Here is a 24,983-nt window from a genome sequence, read left to right as displayed (position 1 = left end):
TCGAACGTGGCGACACAAGGCATGCTGCAAGGCAAGGTGGTGGTGGTAACGGGCGCGGGCAACGGCATTGGCCGCGCCATTGCGCTGGTGATGGCGCGCGAGCAGGCGGCGGTGGTGGTCAACGACATTGGCGCGGGCCTGGCCGGCGATGGCCGCGACAACACGCCGGGCCAGCAGGTGGTCGATGAAATTCGCGCCAGCGGCGGCCAGGCCGTGCTGAGCACCGACAGCGTGGCTGAGGCCGCCGGCGCCGAGCGCATCGTGCAGGCCGCGGTCGATCACTTTGGCCGGGTCGATGCGGTGGTCAACAACGCCGGCATCCTGCGCGACGCCATCTTCCACAAGCTGAGCGTGGCCGACTGGGAGGCCGTGATCCAGGTGCACCTGCACGGCAGCTTCTACATGAGCCGCGCGGCGGCGCGCTTTTTCAAGGAGCAGCAATCGGGCGCGCTGGTGCACATGACCTCCACCTCGGGCCTGATCGGCAACCTGGGCCAGGCCAACTACTCGGCGGCCAAGCTGGGCATCGTGGCGCTGTCCAAGTCCATCGCCCTGGACATGGCGCGTTTCAACGTGCGCTCCAACTGCATCTCGCCCTTTGCCTGGAGCCGCATGACCAGCTCGGTGCCCACCGACACGCCCGAAAAGGCCGCGCGCGTGGAGCGCAACAAGCAGATGACGCCCGAGAAAATCGCGCCGGTGGCGGTGTACCTGGCCAGCGATGCGTCGCAAGGCGTCAACGCCCAGGTCTTTGCCGTGCGCAACAACGAGATCGTGCTGATGAGCCAGCCGCGCCCGCTGCGCTCGGTGCACCGCGGCGAGGGCTGGACGCCCCAGACCGTGGCCGAGCACGCCATGCCCGCGCTGCGCGCCAGCTTTGTCGGCGTGGAGCGCTCCAGCGACGTGTTCAGCTGGGACCCGATATGAACGCCCCCCTGGGCTCCATGCTGGACGCCGACGCCGGCCTGCGCGCCCTGATGGCGCCCGCCAGCGTGGCCGTGGTCGGCGCCTCGTCCGACCCCGGGCGCATCGGCGGGCGGCCGATCGACTGGATGTGCCGCGCCGGCTTTCAGGGCGCGATCTACCCCGTCAACCCCACGCGCGCCGAGGTGCAGGGCCTGCCCGCCTACGCCAGCGTGGCCGACTTGCCGCACACGCCCCAGGCCGCCATCGTGGCCGTGCCCGCGCCCCAGGTGCTGGAGACCATCGAGGCGCTGGGCGCGCGCGGCGTGCGCGCCGCCGTGGTGTTCAGCTCCGGTTTTGCCGAGATGCCGGGCGACGGCGCGCAGCGCCAGCAACAGCTGGTGGATGCCGCGCGCCGTCACGGCCTGCGCCTGCTAGGGCCCAACTGCCTGGGCTTGTTCAACGCGGCCATCGGCTGGTATCCCACCTTCACCTCCTCGTTCGAGGGCGGCTGGCCGCTGCCCGGGCGCATCGGGGTGGTCAGCCAGTCGGGGGCCTTTGGCTCCTACCTGATCACGCTGGCGCGCGACCGCGGCATCGGCACGCCGCAGTGCGTCACCACCGGCAACCAGGCCGACGTGACGGTGGGCGAGATCATCCGCTGGTATGCCCAGGATCCCGACGTCGACGTCATCGCCGCCTATGTCGAGGGCGTGACGCAGGCCGACGTGTTTGTAGACGCGCTGGCCGCCGCGCGGCGCGCGCGCAAGCCCGTCATCCTGCTCAAGGTGGGGCGCAGCGCCATCGGCCACCACGCGGCGCAGTCGCACACCGCTTCCATCGCCGGCGACGACGCGGTCACCGACGCCGTGCTGCGCGAGTTTGGCGTGCTGCGCGTGCGCTCGGCCGAGGAGCTGCTGGATCTGGCCTACGTGGCCACCCGCAAGATCTACCCGGTGGGCAACACGCTGGGCGTGGTCACCGTCAGCGGCGGCGTGGGCGTGCTGGTCAGCGACATCGCCGAGGACGAAGGCCTGGCCATGCCGCCCATGCCCGCGGCGGCGCAGCAGCGGCTGCTGGAGCTGCTGCCCTATTCGTCGCCCGTCAACCCGGTGGACTGCACCGCCCAGGCCGTCAACGACGCCAGCCTGGTGCGCCGCTTCACCGAATCCATGGTGGCCGACGGCGGCTATCAGTCGGTGCTGAGTTTTTATGCCCAGCTGGCCGACGTGCCCGGCGTGGGCGAGCGCCTGCGGGGCGACCTGAGCGCGCTGCGCCAGCAGCACCCGGATCGCCTGTTTGTCGTGTCGGCCACCATGGCGCCCGAGCGCCGCGGCGCCTGGGACGCGGCGGGCCTGGTGGTGCTGGAAGACGCGGTGCGCGCCACCCATGCCATTGCCGCCATGGGCCGCCTGGGCGACGGCTTTGCGCGGGCGGCGGCTCCGATGCAGGTGGATGCGCCCGCACTGGCCCTGCCGCCGGGCCCGCTGTCCGAGGCCCAAGCCAAGCAGCTGCTGGCTGGCCACGGCATTGTCATGGCGCCCGAGCAGGCCTGCGCCGACGTCGACGCCGCCGTGCGCGCGGCGCGCGAACTGGGCTGGCCGGTGGTGCTCAAGATTCTCTCGCCCGACATCGCGCACAAGACCGAGATCGGCGGCGTGCTGCTGGGCCTGGACAGCGAAGCCGCCGTGCGCGATGGCTTTGCCCTGTTGCTGCAACGCGCGGCGCAGCATGCACCCACCGCGCGCATCGACGGTGTGCTGGTGGCGCGCCAGCTGCAAGGCGGCACCGAATGCATCATGGGCGTGCAGCGCGACCCGGTGTTCGGCCCCGTAGCCATGTTCGGTCTGGGCGGCATTTTTGTCGAGGCGCTGCGCGACGTGGTGCTGCGCCGCTGCCCCTTTGACGAGGCCGAGGCCGAACGCCTGATCCGTTCCATTCGCGCCGCCGGCGTGCTGACCGGCCTGCGTGGGCGCCCGCCCGCCGACGTGCCGGCGCTGGCGCGCATGTTGTCTCGGCTGTCGGTGTTTGCGCACCGCGCGCAGGGCACGCTGCAAAGCATCGACTTGAACCCGGTGCTGGCCCTGCCCGCCGGCCAGGGCGCTTATGCGCTGGATGCGCTGGTGCAAACCCGCTCGGCCGAAGGGCTGCCGACATGAAGCCGCGCTACGACTTCAGCGGCCAGACGGTGTTTGTCTCGGGCGGCACCAGCGGCATTAACTTGGGCATTGCCGAGGCCTTTGTCCAGGCCGGCGCGCGCGTGGCGGTGATGAGCCGCAACCCCGAGCGCGTGGCCGCCGCGCAGGCGCAGCTGGCGCGCCATGGTGGCGCGGTCATGGGCCTGACGGGCGACGTGCGCGAGCCCGAGCGGGTGCAGCAGGTGCTGGCCGAGGTGCATGCGGCCTGGGGCGCCATCGACGTGCTGGTGTCGGGCGCGGCTGGCAATTTTCTGGCGCGTGCGCTGGATTTGTCGCCCAAGGGCTTCAAGGCCGTGGTCGATATTGATCTGATGGGCACCTTCCATGTGCTGCGCGCGGCCCACCCTTTCTTGCGCCAGCCGGGGGCCTCGATCATCAACATCTCGGCGCCCCAGTCCTACAACCCCGCGCCCATGCAGGTGCACGCCTGCGCGGCCAAGGCCGGGGTCGATCAGGTCATGCGCGTGCTGGCCATGGAGTGGGGCGCCGACGGCATCCGCGTCAACTCCATCGTGCCCGGCCCGGTGGAGGGCACCACGGGCCTGGCCAAGCTGGCCTCCGACCAGGCGCGCGCCGGCATGGCGCGGCGCGTGCCGCTGGGGCGCCTGGGGCGCGTGCAGGACATCGCGGCCATGGCGCTGTTCTTGGGATCGCCGGACGCCAGCTACATCACCGGCGCGCTGATCCCGGTGGACGGCGGCATCTCGCTGCTGGGCGCGCGCAACCACGCGCTGGACGAGGAGGGGGCGACATGACGCAAGACGTATTGCAAGCCCAGGCGGTTGACGGCGTGCTGCTGTTGCAACTGCGCGCGCCCGAGGTGCGCAACGCCCTCAGCGCCGAGATGAAGCAGGCCCTGCACGCGCAGGCGCGCCGCTTTGTCGAGGACGACGCGCTGCGCTGCCTGCTGATCACCGGCTGCGACGCAGTGTTTTGCGCCGGGGGCGACTTGCGCACCATGCAGAGCGACCGCAGCACCGTGGGCGTGCGCCGGCGCATGGCGCTCACGCACGCCAGCATCCGCCTGCTGGCCGAGTGCGAAAAGCCCATCGTCACGGCGGTCAACGGCGCGGCCGTGGGCGCGGGCCTGTCGCTGGCGCTGATGGGCGACGTGGTGCTGGCCGCCGAGGACGCGTATTTCATGGCCGGCTTTGCCAACGTCGGCGTGCTGCCCGACATGGGCCTGCTCTACCACCTGCCGCGCACCGTCGGCCGCGTGCAGGCCAGCGACCTGCTGCTGACCAACCGGCGCGTGGACGCGGCCGAGGCCCTGGCCCTGGGCCTGGTCAGTCGCGTGCTGCCGCAGGTCGATTTTCTGGATCAGGCGCTGGCGCTGGCGCGCCGCATCGCCAGTGGGCCGGCGGTGTCGTTCGGTCTGGCGCGGGCGCTGATGGCGGGTTCGTACAAGGACAGTTTTTGCGAGTTCCTGCTCAAGGAAAGCCTGGCGCAGGCCGTGGTGTTTGGCACCGAGGACTTCGCCGAGGGGGTGAGCGCCTTTGGCGACAAACGCAAGCCCCGTTTCACTGGCCGTTGATCGCGGCCGCATTCATCATTCAGAACAGCAACCAGGAGACAACATGCATCCTCTGATCAAGTTTCTGCGCACGACCTTGTGGGCAGCCGCCACGCTGGCGGCGGGCGCTGCCATGGCGAGCTACCCCGACAAGCCCATCAAGCTGATCGTGCCCTACGCGCCCGGCGGCATCACCGACAACCTGGGCCGCGCGCTGGCCGAAGGCGTGGGGCGCGAGCTCAAGCAGCCCATCGTGGTCGAGAACAAGGCGGGGGCCAGCGCCATGATCGGCACCGGCATGGTGGCCAACGCGCCCGCCGACGGCTACACCCTGCTGATGGCCTCCAACGGCAACATGACGGTGACGCCGCTGGTGCTGAAAAACCTGACCTACGACCCGATCAAGGCGCTGCGCGTGATCGCCATCGTGGCGGAAATCCCCACCGTGGCTGTTACCAATCTGCAGACACCCGTGACCGACCTGCGCTCATTCGCCGCCTATGCCAAGGCCAACGACGGCAAACTCAACTACGCCTCGCTCGGGCAGGGCAACGTGCTCTATCTCACGGTCCGCAAACTCGAGAGCGAGCTGGGCATCCGCATGACCGAGGTGCCCTACAAGGGCAGCGCACCTTCGCTCACTGCGCTGATGGCCAACGACGTGCAGTTCTACGTCGACGTGCTGCCGGGGGCCCTGCCCTTCATCCAGAGCGGCAAGCTCAAGGCGCTGGCCGTGCCGGGCGACAAGCGCATCCCCTGGCTGCCCGACGTGCCGACGCTGCAGGAGGCCGGCTACAACAAGTTCCACGCCGTCAGCTGGCTGGGCTGGGCCGTGCCCAGCGCCACGCCGCCCGAGGTGGTGAGCAAGCTGCAAGAGGCCATTGGCCGCTTTGCGCAGAACGAGAATTTTCGCGCCACCTTCACCAAGGCCGGCGTGCTGATGCTGCCGGCCATGACGCCCGCGCAGGTCGACGATTACCTGCGCGCCGACCGCGAGCGCTGGGGCGCGCTGATCCGCGAGCACAACATCTCCATCGACCAGTAAGCCATGCATGCGCACGATCTGGAGGCCGAGCACGCCTTGCGCGCCGAGGTGCGTGCGTTCCTGCGCACGGCACTGCCGCCCGCGCTGCGCGCCAAGGTGCTGGCCCACGAGCCGCTGGCCAAGGCGGACTATGTTGCCTGGCAAACCATCCTGAACGCCCGCGGCTGGCTGGCGCCCAGCTGGCCGGTGGCGCGCGGGGGCACGGGCTGGACGCCGCGCCAGGTCTACGTGTTTGAGGAGGAATGCTGGCTGGCCGGCGCGCCCGAGGTGTTTGCCTTTGGGCCCAAGATGCTGGCGCCGGTGCTGATGCAGCACGGCACGCCCGCGCAGCAGGACTTTTATCTGCCGCGCATCCTCGCCAGCGCCGACTGGTGGTGCCAGGGTTACTCCGAGCCCGGCGCCGGCTCCGACCTGGCCTCGCTGCGCACGCGCGGTCGGGTGGAGGGCGACAGCCTGATCATCGACGGTCAGAAGACCTGGACCACTTTCGCGCACTGGGCCAACCGCATGTTCTGCCTGGTGCGCACCGACCCGCAGGCCAAGCCGCAGGAGGGCATCTCCTTCGTGCTGCTGGACATGGACACGCCCGGCATCACGGTGCGCCCATTGATCCTGCTGGACGGCGCGCACGAGGTCAACGAGGTGTTCTTCGACCAGGTGCGCGTGCCGCTGACCAACGTGGTGGGGCCACTCAACCACGGCTGGACCTGTGCCAAGGCGCTGCTGGGACACGAGCGCTTCAACGCCGGCAAGATCGGCCGCTCGCTGCGCGAGCTGCGCCTGCTCAAGCGCCTGGCCGCGCAACCCGACGCGCGCGGACGCAGCATGCTGCACGATGCACGCTTTGCCGAGCGCATCGCCAGCGCCGAGGTCGATCTGCTGGCGCTGGAGCAAACCACGCTGCGCCTGATTGCCGCCGCGCAGGCCGGCGCCAGCATCGGAGTCGAGCCCTCAATCCTGAAAATCCGCGGCACCGAGATCGCGCAGCAGCTGTCGCTGCTGCTGGTGCAGGCCTCGGACGCCGTCGCCAGCACCCATGTGGAGGGGCTGCCCACGCCCATGGCCCTGGTGCGCCAATACCTGAACTGGCGCAAGCTGTCGATCTACGGCGGCTCCAACGAAGTGCAACGCAACATCATCGCCAAGTTCGCGCTCGGCCTGTGACCGGAGAACCCAAGGTGCAACACGCGACCGCCGAGCAACAAGCCCTGCGAGACAGCGCCAGCCGCTTTCTGGCGCAGCAATGCGATTTCGCGCGCCATCGGCGTCGCCAACAACAGCACCCGGCCGAATTCGACCGCGCCCTGTGGACCCGCATGGGCGAGTTGGGCTGGCTGGGCGTGATGCTGGCCGAGGAGGTCGGCGGCCTGGGCCAGACCCCCCAGGCCGCGCTGGCCCTCGTCGAGGCCATGGGCGGGCAGTTCGTGTCAGAGCCCTATGCGCCGGCCCTGGCCGCGGCCCAGCTGCTGCAAACCCTGGGCAAGCCGGGGCAGCAGGCCCGCTGGCTGCCCGCGCTGTGCACGGGCGCGGCCCTGGTGCTGCCGGCCCACGCCGAGCCCGGCGCGCGCGCGCGGCTGACCTGCGTGCAAACCCGCGCCGTGCGCGATAGGGAGGGCCACCGTCTCGACGGCCGCAAGAACGCCGTGCCCTGGGGCCAGGCGGCCGACGCCTGGCTAGTGTCGGCCCGCACCGCCGGCCCGGTCGATGACCCCGCGGGCATCTCGCTGTTCATCGTGCCGCGCGATGCCGCCGGGCTGCGCCTGGAGTTGCGCGAGGGCATCGCCGGCGAACCACTGGCCGATCTGGTGCTGGATGGGGTGCGGATGCCGCAGGACGCCCTGCTGGGATCCCCCGGACAAGCGCACGCGGCGCTGGAGGCCGCCCACGCATTTTTGCTGGCCGCCGCCTGCGCCGAAGCCGTGGGGACGCTGCAAGCCGTGCTGCAAGCCACGCGCGACTACGCCTGCACGCGCCAGCAGTTCGGCGCGCCGCTGGCGCGCTTTCAGGTCATCGCCCACCGGCTGGTGGACATGTTCACCCAGGTGCAGCTGGCGCGCTCCATGGCCCAGCTGGCGGCCCAGCTGCTGGACACGCCGGGCGACGCGGCAACGCAATCGCTGCGTCTGTCGGCCTGCAAGGCCCAGGTCAGCGTGGCCTGCCACTTTGTCGGTGAGCAGGCCGTCCAGATTCACGGCGGCATCGGCATGACCGACGAGCTGGCGCTGTCGCACCAGGTGCGGCGGCTGCTGGCCATCGAGCGGTGTCTGGGCGACCGCTTTCACCACCTGGGCGTGCTGAGCGAGCGCGTGATGCAGGGGGAGGGCCTGTATGCCTGACCAAACCCCCGGCGGATCGGCCGCGGGCGCGCCCAGCCGTCCCGCGCCCCTGCACGGCATCCGCATCATCGACATGACCTCGGTGCTCATGGGCCCCTTTGCCTCGCAGGCGCTGGGCGACATGGGTGCCGACGTCGTCAAGATCGAGGCCCCCGCGGGCGACGTGGTGCGCCAGATCGGTCCGGCGCGCCACGCCGGCATGGGCCCCATCTTTCTCAACACCAACCGCAACAAGCGCAGCGTGGTGCTTGATCTCAAGCACCCCGACGGCGTGGCGGCCTTGAAGCGCCTGCTGGCCGACGCCGACGTGCTGATGTACAACGTGCGCCCGCAGGCCATGGCGCGCCTGGGCCTGGACTACGACAGCGTGCGCGCCGTCAACCCGCGGCTGGTGTATGCGGGGCTGTTCGGCTTCGGGCAGGACGGGCCCTACGCCGCTCGCCCGGCCTATGACGATCTGATCCAGGGCGCGGCCACCTTGTCCCACCTCATCGCCCGCTCCAGCGGCGACATCCCGCGCTACGTGCCCACGGCCATGGCCGACCGCATCGTCGGCCAGACGGCGGTGGGCGCCATCCTGGCCAGCCTGCTGGCGCGCGAGCGCAGCGGCCAGGGCGACCGGGTGGATATCCCCATGTTCGAGACCATGGTGGGCTTCGTGCTGGGCGACCACCTGGGCGGCCTCACCTTCGACCCGCCGCTGGACGCGGGCGGCTACGCGCGCCAGCTCTCGCCCGAGCGGCGGCCCTACCGCACGCGCGACGGCTACATCTGCGCCCTGGTCTACAACGACAAGCAGTGGGCCGGCTTCTTGGCCGGCATCGGACGCAGCGCCTTGCCGCAAGAAGACGCCCGTTTTGCCAGCTTTGCCAGCCGCGCGCAGCACATCGACCACGTCTACGGCTGGCTGGCGCAGGTGTTCGAGCAGCGCAGCACGGCCGAGTGGTTCGAGCTGCTGGAGGCCGCCGACGTGCCCTTCATGCCCATGCACGACTTGCACAGCGTGCTGGACGATCCGCACCTGCAGGCCACCGGGTTTTTCCAGACCGTGCAGCACCCCAGCGAAGGCACGCTGCGCAGCCTGCGGCTGGCCCCGCGCTGGCAGGGCGCGCGCATCGCCGCGCCGCGGCTCGCGCCCACGCTGGGCCAGCACACCGAGCAGGTGCTGGGCGAGGCCGGCTTCAGCGCCGCCGAGGTGGCGCAGCTGCTGGCCAGCGGGGCCGCCGCCGGCACCAGCCCGCAGCGCGCCGCGCGGGGAGAAGCCCAGTGACCGCCCGCGGCCCCCTGGCCGGCCTGCGCGTGCTCGAGTTTGCCGGCATCGGCCCTGGCCCCCTGTGCGGCATGTTGCTGGCCGACCTGGGCGCGCAGGTGATCCGGCTCGACCGCCCGACGCCCAGCGGCCTGGGCATCGAGCGCCCGCCGCGCTTTGACTTGCTGCTGCGCGGCAAGCGCACCCTCAAGCTTGACTTGAAAATCGCCACGGGCGTGGCCCTGGCGCGCGCCCTGGCGCGCCGCGCCGACGCGCTGATCGAGGGCTTTCGTCCCGGCACCATGGAGCGCCTGGGCCTGGGCCCCGACGTCTGCCTGCAAGACAACCCGCGCCTGGCCTATGGCCGCGTCACCGGCTTTAGCCAGCAGGGGCCGCTGGCGCAGGCCGCCGGGCACGACCTGAACTACATCGCCCTCACCGGCGCGCTCGACGCCATCGGCCGCCAAGGCCAGCCGCCCACGCCGCCGCTAAACCTGCTGGGCGACTACGCCGGCGGCTCGATGTTTCTGGCCATGGGCCTGCTGGCGGCCATCGTGCAGGCGCGCGCCAGCGGCCAGGGCCAGGTGGTGGACGCCGCCATGATCGACGGCGTGGGCGCGCTGATGACGCCCTTCTTCGGCCTGCACGCCGCCGGCCTGCACGACGGGCCGCGCGGCACCAATTTGCTCGACTCGGGCGCGCCGTTCTACGACGTGTATGCCTGCGCCGACGGACAGTACGTCTCGATTGCCGCCATCGAGAAAAAATTTCGCACCGTGCTGCTGGAGCGCCTGCGCGCGGCGGGCGCCGATGTGGCCGGCCTGCCCGACTTTGACGACTGCGCACGCTGGCCCGAGCTGCGCGCGCGCCTGGCCGCCATGTTTGCCGCGCAGCCGCGCGCCCACTGGTGCGCCGCGCTGGAGGGCAGCGACGCCTGCTTTGCCCCGGTGCTGGCCGCGCAGGCAGCGCCGGCCCATCCGCACCATGCGGCACGCGCCAGCTTCATCACCGTCGATGGCGTGGTGCAGCCCGCACCCGCGCCGCGTTTTTCAGCCACGCCCAACGCCACGCCCGCGGCGCACGACGACGCGTTTGATGCGCGCGAATGGGCGCTGGCCTGGGGCGTGGACGTGGACGCGTTGCAAGCATTGGATTGAGAAAGGCAAGACGATGGCAGGACTGTATTTCGAGCAATTTCACGCGGGGCAGTGCTTCGAGCACGCCTGGTCGCGCACCGTGACCGAGATGGACAACACCATGTTCTCGCTGCTCACCATGAACCCGCAGCCCCTGCACCTGGACGCGCACTTCGCGGCCGAGACCGAGTGGGGCCAGCGCCTGTTCAACAGCCTCTACACGTTGGGCATTCTGGTGGGCATGAGCGTGAACGACACCACGCTGGGCACCACGGTGGCCAACCTGGGCATGAGCGACGTGCGCTTTCCCAAGCCAGTGTTTCATGGCGACACGCTGCGCGCGCGCACCGAAGTGATCTCCGTGCGCGCCAGCCAGTCGCGCCCGGCTTGCGGGTTGGTCGAGTTCGAGCATACCGGCCTGAACCAGCGCGGCGAGGTGGTGGCCGTGTGCAGACGCACCGCGCTGATGAAGATAAAGCCCGCCCCATGAGCCCGACTGCGGCCCAGCCCCTGACAACCGCCGCGCCGGCCTGGTACGGGCGCCTGCGCCGCGCGGCGGACGCCATCGATGGCGTGCTGGTCAGCCTTGGCTGCCTGCTGCTCTTTGCCCTGATGTGCCTGGTGGTCGCCGACGTCGGCCGACGCTATCTGTTCAATGCGCCCATCGGCTGGTCGTACGAGGTGATCAATCACTACCTCATGCCGGGGGTGTTCTTCTACACCGTCTCGCACACGCTCAAGGCGCACTCGCATGTGGCGGTGGACATCGTGCACAACTACGTGGGACAGCGTACGCGCTATGTGTTCGAAACCATCGGCACGCTGCTGGCGCTGCCGGTGTTCGCACTGGCCACCTGGCTGGCCGCCGGCAAGACTTGGGACGACTTTCGGACCGCGGCCGAAGCCAGCAGCGGACTGGCCGTGCCCACTTGGACCATCAGCGTCGTACTGCCTATCGGTTTCGGCATGCTGACGCTGCGCCTGGCGCTCAACGCCATCGGCTACGTGGCAGCCCTGGCCAGTGGCCACCCCGTGCAGGCGCTGCCGCCCATCTCGGGCACGGAGGAGGGCGCCGAATGAGCACTGCCTTCATCACGCTGGCGCTGTTCGGCCTGCTGGCCATCGGCATGCCGGTTGCCTTTACCCTGGCCTTCACCGGGGCCATTGGCCTGTATACGGTCGGCGGCTGGCAGGCTTTGTCAGGTGTGCTGTCCACGGCGCCGTTGTCCAGTGTCGAGTCCTATGAGCTGATCTCGGTCCCCCTGTTCATCCTGATGGCTGAGTTCGTCATCATGAGTGGCGTGGCGGACAAGCTGTTTGCCGCCGCTGCCACCTGGGTCGGGCGCGTGCCCGGCGGGCTGGCGATGGCTACCGCACTGGCCGGTGCGGGCTTTGGCGCCATCTCGGGCTCCAGCACGGCGTCGGCCGCCACGCTGTCGTCCACCACCTTGCCGGCCATGCTCAAGCAGGGCTACGACCCCAAGCTGAGCGGCGGCGTGGTCGCCATCTCGGGCACGCTGGCCATGCTCATCCCGCCGTCGATCGCGCTCATCCTGTACGGCATCATCGCCGACGTCAGTATCGGCGCGCTGCTGATCGGGGGCGTGATTCCCGGCATCCTGGTTACCCTGGTCATCATCGGTACGGTGTGGGTGCTGGTGCTGATCGAGCCCAAGGCCGCGCCGCAGGGGCGGGCCTACACATTGCGCGAGAAAATGCAGTCGCTGCGCGTGGTGGGCCCCATGCTCTTTCTGTTCATGGCGGTGACGGGCGTGATCTATACCGGCGTGGCCACCCCCACCGAGGCCTCGGGCCTGGGCGCGTTCGGGGCTTTCCTGATCGTTCTGTGGGAACGCAAGTTTACGCGCGCCGGTCTGGCCAAGGCCCTGCTGCATGCGGCGCACGCAAGCTGCATGATCGTGATGATCATCGTCTGCGCCAAGATCTTCGGTTACTACTTCACGCTCACGCAAAGCACGCAGGCGCTGGTGGCCTGGGTCAGCGCGCTGGAGGTCTCGCGCTGGGTCATTCTGGCGCTGATTCTGTTCGGCTACCTGGTGCTGGGTTGCCTGATGGATCAGGTGGCCATCCTGATTCTCACCGTGCCCATCGTTCTGCCGGTGATCAAGGCATTGGGCTTCGATCCGGTATGGTTCGGCGTGATCGTGATCCTGATGGCCGAGGTCGGCCTGGTGACGCCGCCCGTGGGTCTGAACGTGTTCGTGGTGGCGCGCTACGCCAAGCGGCCACTGGCCGAGATCTTTGGCGGCGTGTGGCCGCACGTGTTCAGCCATCTGCTGCTGGTGGCGTTGCTGGTGGCTTTTCCCCAGATCATCCTGTGGCTGCCCGCCCAGATGGGCGGCTGAGATTTCAACCCCTAGAAGGAGACATGATATGACCCGCCTGCTCGCAAGCTGCCTGGCAGCCGCCGCCCTGTGCGTCACCGGTCCGACCTCGGCCCAGACCAAGATCAAGGTGGCCGATTCGTTTCCGGTCGGCCACTACCTGCCCAAGTACTTCACCACGCCGATGATGGAGCGCCTGAAGGCCGATCCGGCGGCCAAAGGCCTGGAGTTCGAGTACTACCCGGCCGAGCAACTCGGCAAGGCCAAGGACATGCTCTCGCTCACGCAGTCGGGCCTGGTCGATATCGCCTACGTCGGCCCGGGCTTCGTGTCCGACAAGATGCCGCTGTCGGTGGTGGCCGAGTTGCCCCTGCCCTACACCGGCTCCTGCCAAGCCACGCTGGCCTATTGGAGCCTGGCCAAACCCGGCGGCCTTCTGGACAAGAAAGAGTTCGCGCCCAACGGCGTGCGCCTGCTGTTCACCATCGTGCTGCCGCCCTATCAGGTCATTACGCGCAAGCCCTTCTCCACGCTGGCCGACATCGAGGGCATGAAGATCCGCGCCTCGGGCTCGGCCAAGGAGCTGCTGCTGAAAAAGCTCAAGGCCGTGCCGGTGCTGATGCCCACGCCTGAGGTTTACGAGTCGCTCTCGCGCGGCACCATCGACGGCGTGCTGTTTCCTTTCAACAGCCTGGCGCCGTACGAGATCGACAAGCTGTCCAAGACCGGCACCATCGGCTCCAACTTCGGCTCCTACGTTGCCAACTGGGTCATCAGCGAAAAGCGCTACCAATCGCTGCCGCCCGCGCTGCAGAAAGACCTGTCGGCCATGGGCGACGAGCTGACGCACAGCGTGTGCAAAAAGGTCGAGCAAGATGAGGCCGGCGACATCGAGAAAACCCGCGCCGCCGGCGTCAAGCTCACGCCGCTGTCTCCGGCCGACGCGCAGACCCTACATCGTGTGGCCGCCGAAGTGGCCACTGAATGGGCGCAAAACCTCGACCGGCGCGGCAAGAGCGGCACCGAAGTGTTGAGTGCCTTCAAGGCCGGCCTCGAAGCCAAGTGACCTCCACACTGGCGCTCACCCGGCTGCCGCCCGAGGCCCAGGCGCTGCGTGCGCCGCTGCGCGCTTTTCTGGACGAAGCCCTGGCGGGCATGCCAGCCGACCGGCGGGCGCGCTCATGGTTGGGCTTTGACGCCGCCTTCAGCCGCGAGTTGGGCCGCCGCGGCTGGATCGGCCTGGCCCTGCCGCGCGAGTACGGCGGAGGCGGCCGCGGCCAGCTGGAGCGCTTTGTCGTGGCCGAGGAGCTGCTGGCGCGCGGCGCGCCGGTGTCGGCGCACTGGATCGCCGAGCGCCAGAGCGCGCCCATGATCCTGCGCTGCGGCAGCGAGGCGCAAAAGCGCTGGCACGTGCCGCGCATCTGCCGCGGCGAGTCGTTTTTTGCTATTGGCATGAGCGAGCCGCAGGCCGGCTCCGACCTGGCCAGCGTGCGCACGCGCGCCACGCGCACCGCCGACGGCTGGCGCCTGAACGGCCACAAGATCTGGACCACCAACGGTGCCGAGTGCGACCACATGATCGCGCTGGTGCGCACCTCGGGCGAGCCGGGCGATCGCCATCGGGGCCTGTCGCAGCTGCTGATCGATCTGCGCACGCCGGGCATCACCGTGCGCCCGATCGAGGACCTGACGGGTGATCGCCACTTCAGCGAAGTTTTTTTCGACGACGTGCAGCTGCCCCACGAGGCCTTGCTGGGGGCGGAGGGCGAGGGCTGGCAGCAGGTCAACGCCGAGCTGGCCTACGAGCGCAGCGGGCCCGAGCGCATCTACTCCAGCATCGTGCTGCTCGACACCTGGCTGGCGCAGCTGCGCGCCCGTGGCGACGCCGGCGAAGCGGCCACAGCCCTGGCCGGCCGGCTGGTGGCCGAGCTGGCCACCTTGCGCTCGCTGTCGCTGGCCGTCACCACCAAACTGGCCGCTGGCGAAAACCCGATGAACGACGCGGTGCTGGTCAAGGACCTGGGCACCGGCTTCGAGCAGAACCTGCCCATCGCCATCGCCGAGCTGCTGGACGCCAGCGCCGCGCCCGTGTCGGACGAGCTCGCGCGCACGCTGGCCTATGTGACGCAGTTTGCCCCGACGTTTTCGCTGCGCGGGGGCACGCGCGAAATCCTGCGCGGCATGATTGCGCGCGGCTTGGGGCTGCGATGAGACACACCCCCAGTCTTCACTCGCTGCGCGATGTTCCGCCCACCCCCTTGCAGGGGGCATCGCCAGTGGCCGGGGAGACCCCGGCCACGGCGATCGCTGGCATGGCCTGCTCCGCGGCCTTGGGGTGCTTTGGGCTTCATGCTTCACGGGCGGTGGCTGACGCCTTGGGTCACTGACATGAACGAGTTTTCGCAATCCCTGGATCGCCTGCTGGCCGAGCAATGCCCGCCGGCGCGCGTGCGCGAGATTGAGCGCGGGGCTTCGCCCGACGGGCTTTGGCGCCAGCTGGAGCAATCCGGATTTCTCGACGCGCTCGCACCCGCCGAGCGGGGTGGCGCCGGCTTGGGTTTGGCCGAGGCTTTCGAGCTGTTCACGCTCGAGGGCCGCCACGCCCTGCCCATTGCCATGGCACGCGAGATGGCGGCGCGCGCGCTCGGCGCGACCGAGCTGCCGCGTGCGCTGGGCGCCGTGGTGACGGCGGCGCAAATGGTGGGTGCGCTCGAGCGCGTGCTGGAGCTCTCCGTGGCCTTTGCCAACCAGCGCGAGCAGTTTGGCCGTCCGATCGGCAAGTTCCAGGCGGTGCAGCACCAGCTGGCGGTGATGGCCGAGCAGGTGGCCGCCGCGCGCATGGCCGCGCAGATCGGCTGCCAGGGCGAGGCGCTGCTGCCCGACACGCTGCACGCCGCCGTCGCCAAGTCGCGCGCCAGCGCGGCCGCGGCCATCGTCGCGCCGATGGCGCACGCCATCCACGGCGCCATCGGCGTCACGGCCGAGCTCGACCTGCAGCTGTACACGCGCCGGCTGCACCGCTGGCGTGGCGAATACGGCTCCGAGCACGCCTGGAACCTGATCCTCGGTCAGGCCGTGCTGGCCGCCGATCAACCCCTGGCGCTCGACTTCATGCGCGCCAGCCTGCTTGCCGAATGAGGTGAACCCATGAGCAACATCCTTGTCTACGAACAGCGCGGCCCGGTCGTCACGCTCACCTTGAACGCCCCCGAGACGCGCAACGTGCTCACCGGCAACAGCGCGCCCGACGAGTTTGTCCAGGCCTGCGCCCGCATCAACGCCGACCCCTCGGTGCGCGCCGTGGTGCTCACCGGCGCGGGCAGTGCGTTCTCGGCGGGGGGCAACCTCAAGGACATGCAAGCCCTGTTCGACCGCAGCCCGGCCCAGCTGCGCGAGTGGTACCGCCACGGCGTGCAGCGCCTGGCGCTGGCGGTGTACCAGCTGGAGGTGCCGGTGATCTGCGCCGTCAACGGCCCGGCGATTGGCGCCGGTTGCGACCTGACGACCATGTGCGACATCCGCATCGCCTCCGAGCGCGCGGCGTTTGCCGAGAGCTTCATCAAGGTCGGCCTGATTCCGGGCGATGGCGGCGCCTGGCTGCTGCCGCGCGTGGTCGGCAAGAGCATGGCCGCCGAGATGACCTACACCGGTCGCACGCTGGACGCGCATGAGGCCCTGGCCATCGGTCTGGTCTCGCGCGTGGTGCCGCACGAGCAGCTGATGCCGCAGGCGCAGGCACTGGCCGAGCAGATCGCCGAGCAACCCGGCGTGACGCTGCGCATGGCCAAGAAGCTGCTGCGCGAGGGCGAGCGCCTGGACTTCGCGCCCCTGCTGGAGCTGTCGGCCGGCCTGCAGGCGCTGGCGCACAAAACGCCCCAGCACCAGGAGGCGGTCAACGCCTTCGTCGAAAAGCGCAAGCCCGATTTTTCGAAATTTTTCGATTGATGGTGCAGGCGAACAACCGAACAGCCGGACGCAGAGGACGCAAAGAAAACGCAAAGGACGCAAAAGAAGCAAAAATATTTTGAACACCCGCTGGTGGCTGCACGCAGTCTGCACAAATAGCTATCCAATTCATAGTGTTTCGGTATTTTTTGCGTCCTCTGCGAATCCTTTGCGTCCTCTGCGTCCGGCTGTTTGAACGCATCGTCCCCAAGAACCTTTCACACCTACGCGCCCATGATCCGATCGCTTTTTTTCGCCCCCGCCAACCGGCCTGACTTGGTGCTCAAGTTTCCGCGCTTTGACGCGGACTGCTGCGTCATCGACCTGGAGGACGGCACGCCGCCGGGCGAGAAGCTTCGCGCCCGCGAGATGCTGCACGACACCGTGGCCCAGGTGCGCGCGGCCGGGCTGCACGGCCTGCTGATGGTGCGCGTGAACGTGCCCGCATCGCCGCACTACCTGGCCGACCTGCAGGCCGCCTTCATGAGCGATGTGGACGGGGTGGTGATTCCCAAGCTGGAGTCGCCCGAGCAGGCCTTTCCCGTCGTGCACTGGATCGCCCAGCGCGACGCGGCCGCGCCGCGTGCGCAGCCGCGCGGCATCGTCGGCGGCATCGAATCGGTGCGCGGTGTGCTGAACGCCGTGGCTTTGTGCGAGCGCATCGCCGCCATGGGCGCGGTGTACTTTGGCGCCGAGGACTACGCCGCCGACATCGGCGGGCGGCGCACGCCGCGCGGCGACGAGGTGCATGCCGCGCGCTCGATGGTCGTGATGGCGGCCAAGGCGGCCGGGCGCATCGCCATCGACCAGGCGGTGATCGACATCCGCGACGACGCGCTGTTTCTGGAGGATGCGGCGCGCGGGCGCGACCTGGGTTACGAAGGCAAGATTTGCGTCACCCCCGGCCAGGTCAAGCTGGCGCACCAGGCCTTCTCGCCCACCGCCCAGGAGCGCGCCGATGCCCAGCGGCTGGTCGCCGCCTATGAAGCGGCCATGGCCCAGGGCCTGGGCACCATCGACTTCGAGGGGCGCATGGTTGATGGCCCGCTGCTCAAGCGCGCGCAGCAAATCCTGGCCGTGTCGGTGGGAGCGCCCTGATGCAGACCATTGCCCTGGACCAGCTTGACCTGGCGCGCTTGGTGCGCCCGGGCGACGGCGTGATCTTTCAGCAAGGCTGCGGCGAGGCGCTCAATTTGAGCGAAAAATTCGTGGCGCAGCGCGCCGCCTACAGCGGCGCCAGCGTGTTCTTCGGCTCGGGCTTTTCACGCAGCTTTGCGCTCGAGCACGCCGACCACCTGCGCTTTTCGGGCATCGGCGGCATCGGCACGCTGCGCAAGCTGGCCAGCAGCGGCGCGCTCGACCCCATCCCCTGCCACATCTCGGCCATCGAGGGGCTGCTGCGCCAGCGCATCATCCGCGCCGACGTGCTGATGCTGCAGGTGAGCGAGCCCAACGAGCGCGGCGAATACAGCTGGGGCCTGGTCAACGACTATGTGCGCACCGCCCTGCAACAGGCGCGCGTGGTGATCGCCGAGGTCAACCGGCAAATGCCCTGGGTGCCTTGCGAGCGGCCGCTGCTGGCGCACGAGATCAGCGTGGCCGTGCCCACCGACCGCGCGCCGCTGGAGCTGCCCGCCGCGCCCTTTGGCGAGCTGGAGCGGCGCATCGCACACAACATCGGCGATTTGATCGGCGACCGCGCCACGCTGCAAATGGGCATCGGCAGCGTGCCCGAGGCCATCATGGGCATGCTGGCCGACCGGCGCGAGCTGGGCATTCACTCGGGCATGGTGGGCGACTCGGCGATGCGCTTGATGCAGTGCGGCGCCGTCACCAATGCGCACAAGGGCATCGACGCCGGCGTCACCGTCAGTGGCGTGCTGTTCGGCACGCACAGCCTGTACCGCTTTGCGCACCGCAACCCGCAGATCCGCCTGTGCCCGACGAGCTACACGCACCACATCTCCACGCTGTCGCGGCTGAAGAACTTCGTCTCCATCAACTCCGCGCTGGAGGTGGACTTGACCGGCCAGATCAACGCCGAGGCCATCGGCGGCGACACCATCGGCGCGGTCGGTGGCCAGGTTGACACCATCCGCGGTGCGGCGGCATCCGAGGGCGGCGTGTCCATCGTCGCCCTGCCGGCGTCGGGCAAACAGGGCGACTCGAAAATCGTCAGCCGCCTGTCGGGCCCCGTCACCACCGCGCGCAGCGACGTGGACGTGGTGGCCACCGAGCACGGCGTGGCTCATCTGCGCGGACGCAGCCTGCGTCAGCGCATCCGCGCGCTGATCGCCATCGCGCCGCCCGAGCACCGCGAGCGCCTGCGCGCCGAGGCGCGCCAGCAATGGGGAGAAAACCTGTGAACCTGACCGAAGAAATCCGCTTCGAGGTGGAGGACGGCGGCATCGCCGTCATCACCATCGACCGCCCGCAGGCGCGCAACGCCATCAACGCCGGCGTGATCGAGGGTCTGCGCCTGGCCTGGCAGCGCTTTGCGCAAGATGACGCCTTGCGCGTGGCCATCCTCACCGGCAGCGGCGACAAGGCCTTTTGCGCCGGCATGGACCTCAAGCAGGCGGCGGCCACCGGCCTGCGCATTCCGCCGCGCGACATGTTCCCCATCCTGGGCGACGCGGTGAAGCTGGACAAGCCGGTGATTGCCGCCGTCAACGGCGTGGCTTATGCCGGCGGCTTTTTGTTTGCGCAAATGTGCGATTTGTGCGTGGCCAGCGACAACGCCCTGTTTGGCATCACCGAGGCCAAGGTCGGCCGCGGCATGCCCTGGGCCGCGCCGCTGGCGCACATGCTGCCGCAGCGCGTGATGATGGAGCTGCTGCTGACCGGCGCGCCCATGACGGCGGCGCGCGCCCATGCGCTGGGCTACGTCAACGCCGTGGTGCCGCTGGCCGAGCTGCGCGAGGCCGCGCTGGCCATGGCGCGCAGCATTGCCGCCAACGCGCCGCTGACGGTGCGCGCCGCGCGCGAGCTGGTCTACCTGGCCAGCGAGATGGGGCGCTCGGCCGCGCTGCGCGCCGCCTATCCCTTGTTTGACAGCGTGTACCTGAGCGAGGACGCGCAGGAAGGCCCGCGTGCCTTTGCCGAAAAGCGCGCGCCACGCTGGAGTGGTCGATGAACAACCGCCTGTGCGCCATGTTCGGCATCGAGGCGCCGATCTTCGCCTTCTCGCACTGCCGCGACGTGGTGGTCGAGGTGTCCAGGGCCGGCGGCCTGGGCGTGCTGGGCATGGCCCGTGCCCACCCCGACCGGGTGGAGGAAGACCTGCGCTGGATCGACGCGCACATCGGCGGGCGCCCGTATGGCGTGGACATCCTGATGCCCGCCAAATACGAGGACGTGGCCGAGGTGGACATCGACGCCCTGCCGCCCGAGCACGTGGCCTTTGTGCAGCAGTTGCTGGACGAGGCCGGCGTGCCGCGCCTGCCGCCCGATCAGGCCGACCGCGCCGCGCGCGAGCTGCTGGCCGGCTTTCACATGACGCCGCGCGAGAGCCTGCGCATGCTCGAGGTGTGCCTGCGCCACCCCATCAAGCTGATCGTCAACGCCCTGGGCAGCCCGCCGCGCGACTTGGTGGAGCGTGCGCACGCGCTGGATATCAAGGTGGGCGCGCTGGTCGGCCAGGTGGCGCACGCGCGCAAGCACCGCGACGTGGGCTGCGACCTGGTGGTCGCCGTGGGCACCGAGGCCGCGGGCCACACGGGCGAGATCGGCTCGATGGTGCTGTGGCCGCGCATCGTGGATGCGGTGGCACCTCTGCCGGTGCTGGGCGGCGGCGGCGTGGGCCGCGGGCGCCAGCTGGCTGCCGCGCTGGCGCTGGGCTGCGAGGGCGCGTGGTGCGGCTCGATCTGGCTCAAAACCGTGCAAAGCGAGCTCACGCCCGAGATCCGCGCCAAGCTGCTGGCCGCCGGCGAGCGCGATGCGGTGCTGACCCGCACCGTCACCGGCAAGTCCTGCCGCACGCTGCGCAACGCCTTCAGCGCGGCCTACGACGCGCCCGGCGCACCCGAGCCGCTGCCGGCGCCCTTGCAGAACATGCTGTGGTGGGCCCACGGCCGCACCCGCGTGGAGCGCGCCCGGGCCGAGCCCTTTCTGACCTACCCCGTGGGGCAGCTGGTGGGCGACATGAACGCGGACAGTTCGGTGCGCCAGGTGGTGCAGGACATGCTGCTGGAACTGGCCGAGACCAAGGAGCGGCTGGACGCCATGTTGGACTGACCGCGGGTCACCCGAACACGATCACCCCGCGCGCATTGCGGCCGGCCTGCAGGTCGGCAAAGGCCTGGGGCGCTTCGGCGATTGGATAGGTGCGGGTGATCAGCTCGTCCAGCTTGATCTTGCCGGCCTTGTACAGCCCCAGGATGCGCGGCGCGTCCACGCGCGGGCGGGCCGATCCGAAGTAGCTGCCGCCAATGCTCTTCTCGTCAAAAGTGAGGCTGGCGGTGCGCAGCGTGGTGGTTTCCTTGGCACCGGCCACGCCCACCACCACGGCCTGCCCGCCCTTGCGCAGCACGCCGTAGGCGGTGGCGGCCAGCTCGCCCGAGCCGACGCATTCGAAGGCGTAGTCGGCGCCGCCGTCGGTCAGCTTGCGCACCGTCTTGACGATGGCCTCGTCGCCCTTGGAGTTGAGCGTGTGGGTGGCGCCCAGGGTCTTGGCCAGGCCGAGCTTGAAGTCGTCGATGTCCACCGCCACGATCATGCGCGCGCCGGCCACCGCCGCGCCCTGGATCGCCGACAGCCCCACGCCGCCGGCGCCGAACACCACCACCACCGAGCCCGGCGCCACGCGCGCCGTGTTGGTGGCGGCGCAAAAGCCCGTCATCACGCCGCAGCCGACCAGTGCGGCCGAGCGCAGCGGAGCGTCGCCGGCGATCTTGATCAGGCTGCGCGTGTCCAGCGTGGCGTACTCGGCCATCACGCCGCAGCCCGAGAACACGTTTAGCGGCCGACCCTGCGCGTCGCTGGTGCGCAGCTGGCCACTGGGCAGGGTGGTCAGGGTGCGGGCGCCGACTTCGCACAGCGCCGGGCGACCGATGGTGCAATAGTGGCACACGCCGCACATGGTCACGAAGGACGACAGCACGGGGTCGCCCACGGCGAATTCGCTCACGCCGGCGCCCACCTCGACCACCACGCCCGCGCCTTCGTGGCCCAGGATCAGCGGCGGCGCAAAGTTGATGGTGCCGTTGGTGGCCGACAGGTCGCTGTGGCACACGCCGCAGGCCGCCAGCTTGATCATCACCTCGCCGGCCTGCGGCGGTGCGACCTCGATGGTTTCGACCACGACGGGTTGGTTCAATTCACGACAAATGACGGCTTGGGATTTCATGGGGGTGGCCCGTGGTGATGGATGAACGGATCAGAGAAAACCGGACGCAGAGGACGCAAAGGATTCGCAAAGGACGCAAAAGAAACCCATGAAAACCCTTTGAATTTTTTGCGTCTTCTGCGTGATCTTTGCGTCCTCTGCGTCCGGATGTTTGATCATGCGCTCGCAAAGTCCACCAAAGTGAACAAGGCAAGCCCCGCCTCGCGCAGGCGCTGCGAGCCGCCCAGCTCGGGCAAGTCCACGATGGCTGCGCCCTCGGTCACCCGGGCGCCCAGTTTCTCCAGCAGCTTCTTGCCCGCCATCATGGTGCCGCCGGTGGCGATCAGATCGTCGATCAGCAGCACGCGCTGGCCGGTCTTCACGGCATCGGTGTGCAGCTCCACGGTGGCGCTGCCGTATTCCAGCTCGAAGGTTTCCTGCACGGTGGTGAACGGCAGCTTGCCCTTCTTGCGGATGGGCACGAAGCCGACGTTCAGCTCGTAGGCCACGACCGCGCCGATGATGAAGCCGCGCGCGTCCAGCCCGGCCACCACGTCGGGGCGCAGCGCCGGGTCCATGTAGCGGTGCACGAAGGCATCGATCAGCACGCGAAACACGCGAGGGTCCTGCAACAGCGGCGTGATGTCGCGAAACTGCACGCCCGGCGTAGGCCAGTCGGGCACGGTGCGGATGTGCTGGCGCAGGTAGTCGGTGACGGCAAGCGGTGGGGTCATGGCGGCAGGGGGCCTCAAGCAGTTCAAGGTCCATTGTGCCGCGTTGTCACGCACCCTTCGCAACGTCGGCCCATGGTGATCGCGTCGCCCGCATGCCATGAAATTCAAAGGGACGAAAGGCCGCGCCGGGCCAGTGGCCCAGCCCCTGGCCAGCCAACAAAAGGTCCACCGGAGCTTTTGTGCGCAGGCTCGGCCCCCGTGAACGGGGTTGACGCAACATCGCGCAGCGAGTGGAGACTGGGGCCGGTCAAGGATTGAGCAACTGCTCGGCGCGCGTCAGCGCCTCGGCCTTGCCTGACAGCACCAGCGTCTCGCCGCCCTCCAGCAGCAGGTCGGTCTGCGGCGTCTGGGGCGTGCCCTGGCGGCTGCGCAGGCGCACCACGCGCAACGCGCCGCTCGCGGCCAGCACGTCGGCCAGGCGTTGCCCGGCGGCGGCGGGTGACACCGTGATCGTGGCCAGGCGCTCGGCCTCCAGCTCGTCCTCGTGGCTGTCGGCGGCGCCGTGAAAGAACCCGCGCAGCAGGCCGTAGCGCTGCTCGCGGTACTGCTGCACGATGTGGATGACGCGCCGCATGGGCACGCCCACCAGCGCCAGCGCGTGGCCGGCCAGCATCAGCGAGCCCTCCTGCGACTCGGGCACCACTTCGGTGGCGCCGGCGGCGCGCAGGCGCTCCAGGTCGCGGTCGGTCTGGGTGCGCACGATCACCGGCGTGTGCGGCGCCAGCGCGCGGATGGTGGCCAGGGTCTTGAGCACCACGGCGGTGTCCAGGTAGGTCAGCACCACCGCGCTGGCGCGCGCCAGGCCGGCGGCCGTCAGGGTGGGCGCCTTGGTGGCGTCGCCATAGGCCACGGCCTGCCCGGCGGCGCGCGCCTGCTGAACGTGGTCGGGGTCCAGGTCCAGCGCCAGGGTGGTGATGCCTTCATGCTCCAGCATGCGCGCCATGGCCTGGCCGCTGCGGCCGTAGCCGCAGATCAGCACGTGACCGCTGGTGTTGATGGATTTCACCGCGATGTGCGTCATCTGCAGCGACTGCTGCAGCCACTCGCTGGCCACCAGGCGCAGCACGATGCGGTTGCTGGCCATGATGATGAAGGGCGTGGCCAGCATCGACAGCACCATCGCCGCCAGGATGGGGTGAAACAGCTCGGGCGCCACCAGCCCTTCGCGGCGGCTGAGCGTGAGCAGCACGAAGCCGAACTCGCCCGCCTGCGCCAGGTACAGCCCGGTGCGCAGCGCCGTGCCGGTGCCCGCGCCCAGCAGCCGAGCCAGCACGCTCACCAGCACCAGCTTGAACAGCACCGGCACCACCAGCAGCAGCAGCACCAGTGGCCACTGCAGCACCACCTGGCGCAGGTCCAGCAGCATGCCGATGGTGACGAAGAACAGGCCCAGCAGCACGTCGTGAAACGGCCGGATCTCGGCGGCCACCTGCACGCGAAACTCGGTCTCCGAGATCAGCACCCCGCAGATGAACGCCCCCAGCGCCAGCGACAGGCCCGCCTGCTGCGTCAGCCACGCCAGGCCCAGCGTCAGCAGCAGCAGGTTGAGCATGAACAGCTCCTGGCTGCGCCGGCGCGCGACGATGACGAGCCAGCCGCGCATCAGGTGCTGCCCGCCCCACAGCAGCAGCGCGATCAACACGATCGCCTTCAGCCCGGCGGCGGCCAGGCTGCCCAGCAGCTGCTCGGGCGGCGAGCTGAGCGCCGGGATCAGCACCAGCAGCGGCACCACCGCCAGGTCCTGCAGCAGCAGCACGCCCATCACGCGCTGACCGTGCTCGGACTCCAGCTCCAGCCGGTCGGCCATCATCTTGACCACGATGGCGGTGCTGCTCATGGCCATGGCGCCCGACAGCACCAGCGCGGTCTGCCAGTCCATGTGCCAGACGGTGGGCAGCAGCCAACCCAGTGCCATCGAGCCGCAGGTGACCAGCAGCATGGTCCACAGCACCTGCGCCAGCCCCAGCCCGAACACGTGCCGGCGCATGGCGCGCAGCTTGGGCAGGTTGAACTCCAGCCCGATCACGAACATCAAAAACACCACGCCGTATTCGCCCAGCTGGCGGATGCCCTCGGCGTCCTGCCCGAAGGCCAGGCCCAGCGTGTGCGGCTCCATTGCCACGCCGGCCAGCAGGTAGCCCAGGATGGGCGGCAGCTTGGCCCAGCGGCACGCCGCCACCGCCAGCACGGCGGTCAGCAGGTACAGCAGCGTCAATTCCAGCGAACTCAGGCCCATGCGCGATGGTAGTGCAG

Annotated in this window: 23 protein-coding genes; 20 read left to right on the top strand and 3 right to left on the bottom strand. The window is 69.6% G+C overall.

What is annotated here, in order from left to right:
• The first annotated feature begins 21 nt into the window (after window positions 1-21).
• The 20 genes from U1F38_RS15830 (at window position 22) to U1F38_RS15735 (ending at window position 20,906) form a co-directional block, all read left to right on the top strand.
• The gene (locus U1F38_RS15830; RefSeq protein WP_409988071.1) at window positions 22-927 is read left to right on the top strand and encodes an SDR family NAD(P)-dependent oxidoreductase; all 906 of its coding nucleotides are present in this window, start codon (window positions 22-24) and stop codon (window positions 925-927) included.
• Window positions 924-3,062 (top strand): acetate--CoA ligase family protein, encoded by a 2,139-nt coding sequence (locus tag U1F38_RS15825; RefSeq protein WP_409988036.1) that lies wholly within the window; start codon window positions 924-926, stop codon window positions 3,060-3,062. The genes U1F38_RS15830 and U1F38_RS15825 overlap by 4 nt, the downstream gene beginning before the upstream one ends.
• Window positions 3,059-3,856, top strand: a complete 798-nt coding sequence (locus U1F38_RS15820; RefSeq protein ID WP_409988035.1) for an SDR family oxidoreductase — start codon at window positions 3,059-3,061, stop codon at window positions 3,854-3,856. Before U1F38_RS15825 ends, U1F38_RS15820 begins: the two co-directional genes overlap by 4 nt.
• Entirely contained in the window at window positions 3,853-4,635 is a 783-nt protein-coding gene (locus tag U1F38_RS15815; RefSeq protein ID WP_409988034.1) for an enoyl-CoA hydratase/isomerase family protein, read from the top strand. The genes U1F38_RS15820 and U1F38_RS15815 overlap by 4 nt, the downstream gene beginning before the upstream one ends.
• Before the next feature lie 43 nt (window positions 4,636-4,678).
• The gene (locus U1F38_RS15810) at window positions 4,679-5,659 is read left to right on the top strand and encodes a tripartite tricarboxylate transporter substrate binding protein (RefSeq protein WP_409988033.1); all 981 of its coding nucleotides are present in this window, start codon (window positions 4,679-4,681) and stop codon (window positions 5,657-5,659) included.
• A gap of 3 nt (window positions 5,660-5,662) precedes the next feature.
• The gene (locus tag U1F38_RS15805) at window positions 5,663-6,823 is read left to right on the top strand and encodes an acyl-CoA dehydrogenase family protein (protein WP_409988032.1); all 1,161 of its coding nucleotides are present in this window, start codon (window positions 5,663-5,665) and stop codon (window positions 6,821-6,823) included.
• 14 nt (window positions 6,824-6,837) lie between these two features.
• A complete protein-coding gene (locus U1F38_RS15800) occupies window positions 6,838-7,995 on the top strand; it encodes an acyl-CoA dehydrogenase family protein (protein WP_409988031.1) in 1,158 nt (385 codons plus the stop codon).
• On the top strand, window positions 7,988-9,265 hold the full coding sequence (locus U1F38_RS15795; RefSeq protein WP_409988030.1) for a CaiB/BaiF CoA transferase family protein: 1,278 nt from the start codon (window positions 7,988-7,990) through the stop codon (window positions 9,263-9,265). Before U1F38_RS15800 ends, U1F38_RS15795 begins: the two co-directional genes overlap by 8 nt.
• Complete coding sequence (locus tag U1F38_RS15790; RefSeq protein WP_409988029.1) at window positions 9,262-10,401, top strand: CaiB/BaiF CoA transferase family protein; 1,140 nt, start codon at window positions 9,262-9,264, stop codon at window positions 10,399-10,401. The genes U1F38_RS15795 and U1F38_RS15790 overlap by 4 nt, the downstream gene beginning before the upstream one ends.
• Window positions 10,402-10,414: 13 nt before the next feature.
• Window positions 10,415-10,870, top strand: a complete 456-nt coding sequence (locus U1F38_RS15785) for a MaoC family dehydratase (protein WP_409988028.1) — start codon at window positions 10,415-10,417, stop codon at window positions 10,868-10,870.
• Window positions 10,867-11,460 carry a TRAP transporter small permease subunit gene (locus U1F38_RS15780; RefSeq protein WP_409988027.1) on the top strand — a complete coding sequence of 198 codons (594 nt, stop codon included), beginning with the start codon at window positions 10,867-10,869 and terminating at the stop codon, window positions 11,458-11,460. The genes U1F38_RS15785 and U1F38_RS15780 overlap by 4 nt, the downstream gene beginning before the upstream one ends.
• On the top strand, window positions 11,457-12,746 hold the full coding sequence (locus U1F38_RS15775; protein ID WP_409988026.1) for a TRAP transporter large permease: 1,290 nt from the start codon (window positions 11,457-11,459) through the stop codon (window positions 12,744-12,746). The genes U1F38_RS15780 and U1F38_RS15775 overlap by 4 nt, the downstream gene beginning before the upstream one ends.
• 28 nt (window positions 12,747-12,774) lie before the next feature.
• The gene (gene dctP / locus U1F38_RS15770) at window positions 12,775-13,791 is read left to right on the top strand and encodes a TRAP transporter substrate-binding protein DctP (protein WP_409988025.1); all 1,017 of its coding nucleotides are present in this window, start codon (window positions 12,775-12,777) and stop codon (window positions 13,789-13,791) included.
• Window positions 13,788-14,936 (top strand): acyl-CoA dehydrogenase family protein, encoded by a 1,149-nt coding sequence (locus tag U1F38_RS15765; protein ID WP_409988024.1) that lies wholly within the window; start codon window positions 13,788-13,790, stop codon window positions 14,934-14,936. Before dctP ends, U1F38_RS15765 begins: the two co-directional genes overlap by 4 nt.
• A gap of 177 nt (window positions 14,937-15,113) precedes the next feature.
• Window positions 15,114-15,863, top strand: a complete 750-nt coding sequence (locus U1F38_RS15760) for an acyl-CoA dehydrogenase family protein (protein WP_409988023.1) — start codon at window positions 15,114-15,116, stop codon at window positions 15,861-15,863.
• A 9-nt stretch (window positions 15,864-15,872) separates the two neighbouring features.
• Window positions 15,873-16,670 (top strand): crotonase/enoyl-CoA hydratase family protein, encoded by a 798-nt coding sequence (locus tag U1F38_RS15755; RefSeq protein WP_409988022.1) that lies wholly within the window; start codon window positions 15,873-15,875, stop codon window positions 16,668-16,670.
• 234 nt (window positions 16,671-16,904) lie between these two features.
• The gene (locus U1F38_RS15750) at window positions 16,905-17,768 is read left to right on the top strand and encodes an HpcH/HpaI aldolase/citrate lyase family protein (RefSeq protein WP_409988021.1); all 864 of its coding nucleotides are present in this window, start codon (window positions 16,905-16,907) and stop codon (window positions 17,766-17,768) included.
• Window positions 17,768-19,036, top strand: a complete 1,269-nt coding sequence (locus U1F38_RS15745; protein WP_409988020.1) for an acetyl-CoA hydrolase/transferase family protein — start codon at window positions 17,768-17,770, stop codon at window positions 19,034-19,036. Before U1F38_RS15750 ends, U1F38_RS15745 begins: the two co-directional genes overlap by 1 nt.
• The gene (locus U1F38_RS15740; protein WP_409988019.1) at window positions 19,033-19,806 is read left to right on the top strand and encodes an enoyl-CoA hydratase-related protein; all 774 of its coding nucleotides are present in this window, start codon (window positions 19,033-19,035) and stop codon (window positions 19,804-19,806) included. The genes U1F38_RS15745 and U1F38_RS15740 overlap by 4 nt, the downstream gene beginning before the upstream one ends.
• Window positions 19,803-20,906, top strand: a complete 1,104-nt coding sequence (locus U1F38_RS15735) for a nitronate monooxygenase (protein ID WP_409988018.1) — start codon at window positions 19,803-19,805, stop codon at window positions 20,904-20,906. The genes U1F38_RS15740 and U1F38_RS15735 overlap by 4 nt, the downstream gene beginning before the upstream one ends.
• Window positions 20,907-20,913: 7 nt before the next feature.
• On the opposite strand, the gene U1F38_RS15730 is transcribed toward U1F38_RS15735, so the two are convergent.
• The 3 genes from U1F38_RS15730 to U1F38_RS15720 form a co-directional block, all read right to left on the bottom strand.
• On the bottom strand, window positions 20,914-21,987 hold the full coding sequence (locus U1F38_RS15730; RefSeq protein ID WP_409988017.1) for a zinc-binding dehydrogenase: 1,074 nt from the start codon (window positions 21,985-21,987) through the stop codon (window positions 20,914-20,916).
• A 185-nt stretch (window positions 21,988-22,172) separates the two neighbouring features.
• Window positions 22,173-22,730, bottom strand: a complete 558-nt coding sequence (locus U1F38_RS15725) for an adenine phosphoribosyltransferase (RefSeq protein ID WP_409988016.1) — start codon at window positions 22,728-22,730, stop codon at window positions 22,173-22,175.
• 247 nt (window positions 22,731-22,977) lie between these two features.
• Window positions 22,978-24,960 carry a cation:proton antiporter gene (locus U1F38_RS15720; RefSeq protein WP_409988070.1) on the bottom strand — a complete coding sequence of 661 codons (1,983 nt, stop codon included), beginning with the start codon at window positions 24,958-24,960 and terminating at the stop codon, window positions 22,978-22,980.
• Window positions 24,961-24,983 lie beyond the last annotated feature (23 nt).

The sequence above is a fragment of the Ottowia sp. genome (assembly GCF_046348305.1).
GTDB lineage: Bacteria > Pseudomonadota > Gammaproteobacteria > Burkholderiales > Burkholderiaceae_C > Ottowia.
The sequence above is the reverse complement of the archived record's forward strand: the minus strand, read 5'-3'. Positions and strand labels throughout refer to the sequence as shown.

Bases quoted from the DNA above. Each gene is read 5' to 3' on its own strand.
- dctP (WP_409988025.1), top strand. From the start codon at position 12,775: ATGACCCGCCTGCTCGCAAGCTGCCTGGCAGCCGCCGCCCTGTGCGTC.
- U1F38_RS15755 (WP_409988022.1), top strand. From the start codon at position 15,873: ATGAGCAACATCCTTGTCTACGAACAGCGCGGCCCGGTCGTCACGCTC.
- U1F38_RS15735 (WP_409988018.1), top strand. From the start codon at position 19,803: ATGAACAACCGCCTGTGCGCCATGTTCGGCATCGAGGCGCCGATCTTC.
- U1F38_RS15750 (WP_409988021.1), top strand. From the start codon at position 16,905: ATGATCCGATCGCTTTTTTTCGCCCCCGCCAACCGGCCTGACTTGGTG.
- U1F38_RS15745 (WP_409988020.1), top strand. From the start codon at position 17,768: ATGCAGACCATTGCCCTGGACCAGCTTGACCTGGCGCGCTTGGTGCGC.
- U1F38_RS15725 (WP_409988016.1), bottom strand. From the start codon at position 22,730: ATGACCCCACCGCTTGCCGTCACCGACTACCTGCGCCAGCACATCCGC.
- U1F38_RS15825 (WP_409988036.1), top strand. From the start codon at position 924: ATGAACGCCCCCCTGGGCTCCATGCTGGACGCCGACGCCGGCCTGCGC.
- U1F38_RS15815 (WP_409988034.1), top strand. From the start codon at position 3,853: ATGACGCAAGACGTATTGCAAGCCCAGGCGGTTGACGGCGTGCTGCTG.
- U1F38_RS15810 (WP_409988033.1), top strand. From the start codon at position 4,679: ATGCATCCTCTGATCAAGTTTCTGCGCACGACCTTGTGGGCAGCCGCC.
- U1F38_RS15780 (WP_409988027.1), top strand. From the start codon at position 10,867: ATGAGCCCGACTGCGGCCCAGCCCCTGACAACCGCCGCGCCGGCCTGG.
- U1F38_RS15785 (WP_409988028.1), top strand. From the start codon at position 10,415: ATGGCAGGACTGTATTTCGAGCAATTTCACGCGGGGCAGTGCTTCGAG.
- U1F38_RS15795 (WP_409988030.1), top strand. From the start codon at position 7,988: ATGCCTGACCAAACCCCCGGCGGATCGGCCGCGGGCGCGCCCAGCCGT.
- U1F38_RS15830 (WP_409988071.1), top strand. From the start codon at position 22: ATGCTGCAAGGCAAGGTGGTGGTGGTAACGGGCGCGGGCAACGGCATT.
- U1F38_RS15760 (WP_409988023.1), top strand. From the start codon at position 15,114: ATGAACGAGTTTTCGCAATCCCTGGATCGCCTGCTGGCCGAGCAATGC.
- U1F38_RS15805 (WP_409988032.1), top strand. From the start codon at position 5,663: ATGCATGCGCACGATCTGGAGGCCGAGCACGCCTTGCGCGCCGAGGTG.
- U1F38_RS15775 (WP_409988026.1), top strand. From the start codon at position 11,457: ATGAGCACTGCCTTCATCACGCTGGCGCTGTTCGGCCTGCTGGCCATC.
- U1F38_RS15820 (WP_409988035.1), top strand. From the start codon at position 3,059: ATGAAGCCGCGCTACGACTTCAGCGGCCAGACGGTGTTTGTCTCGGGC.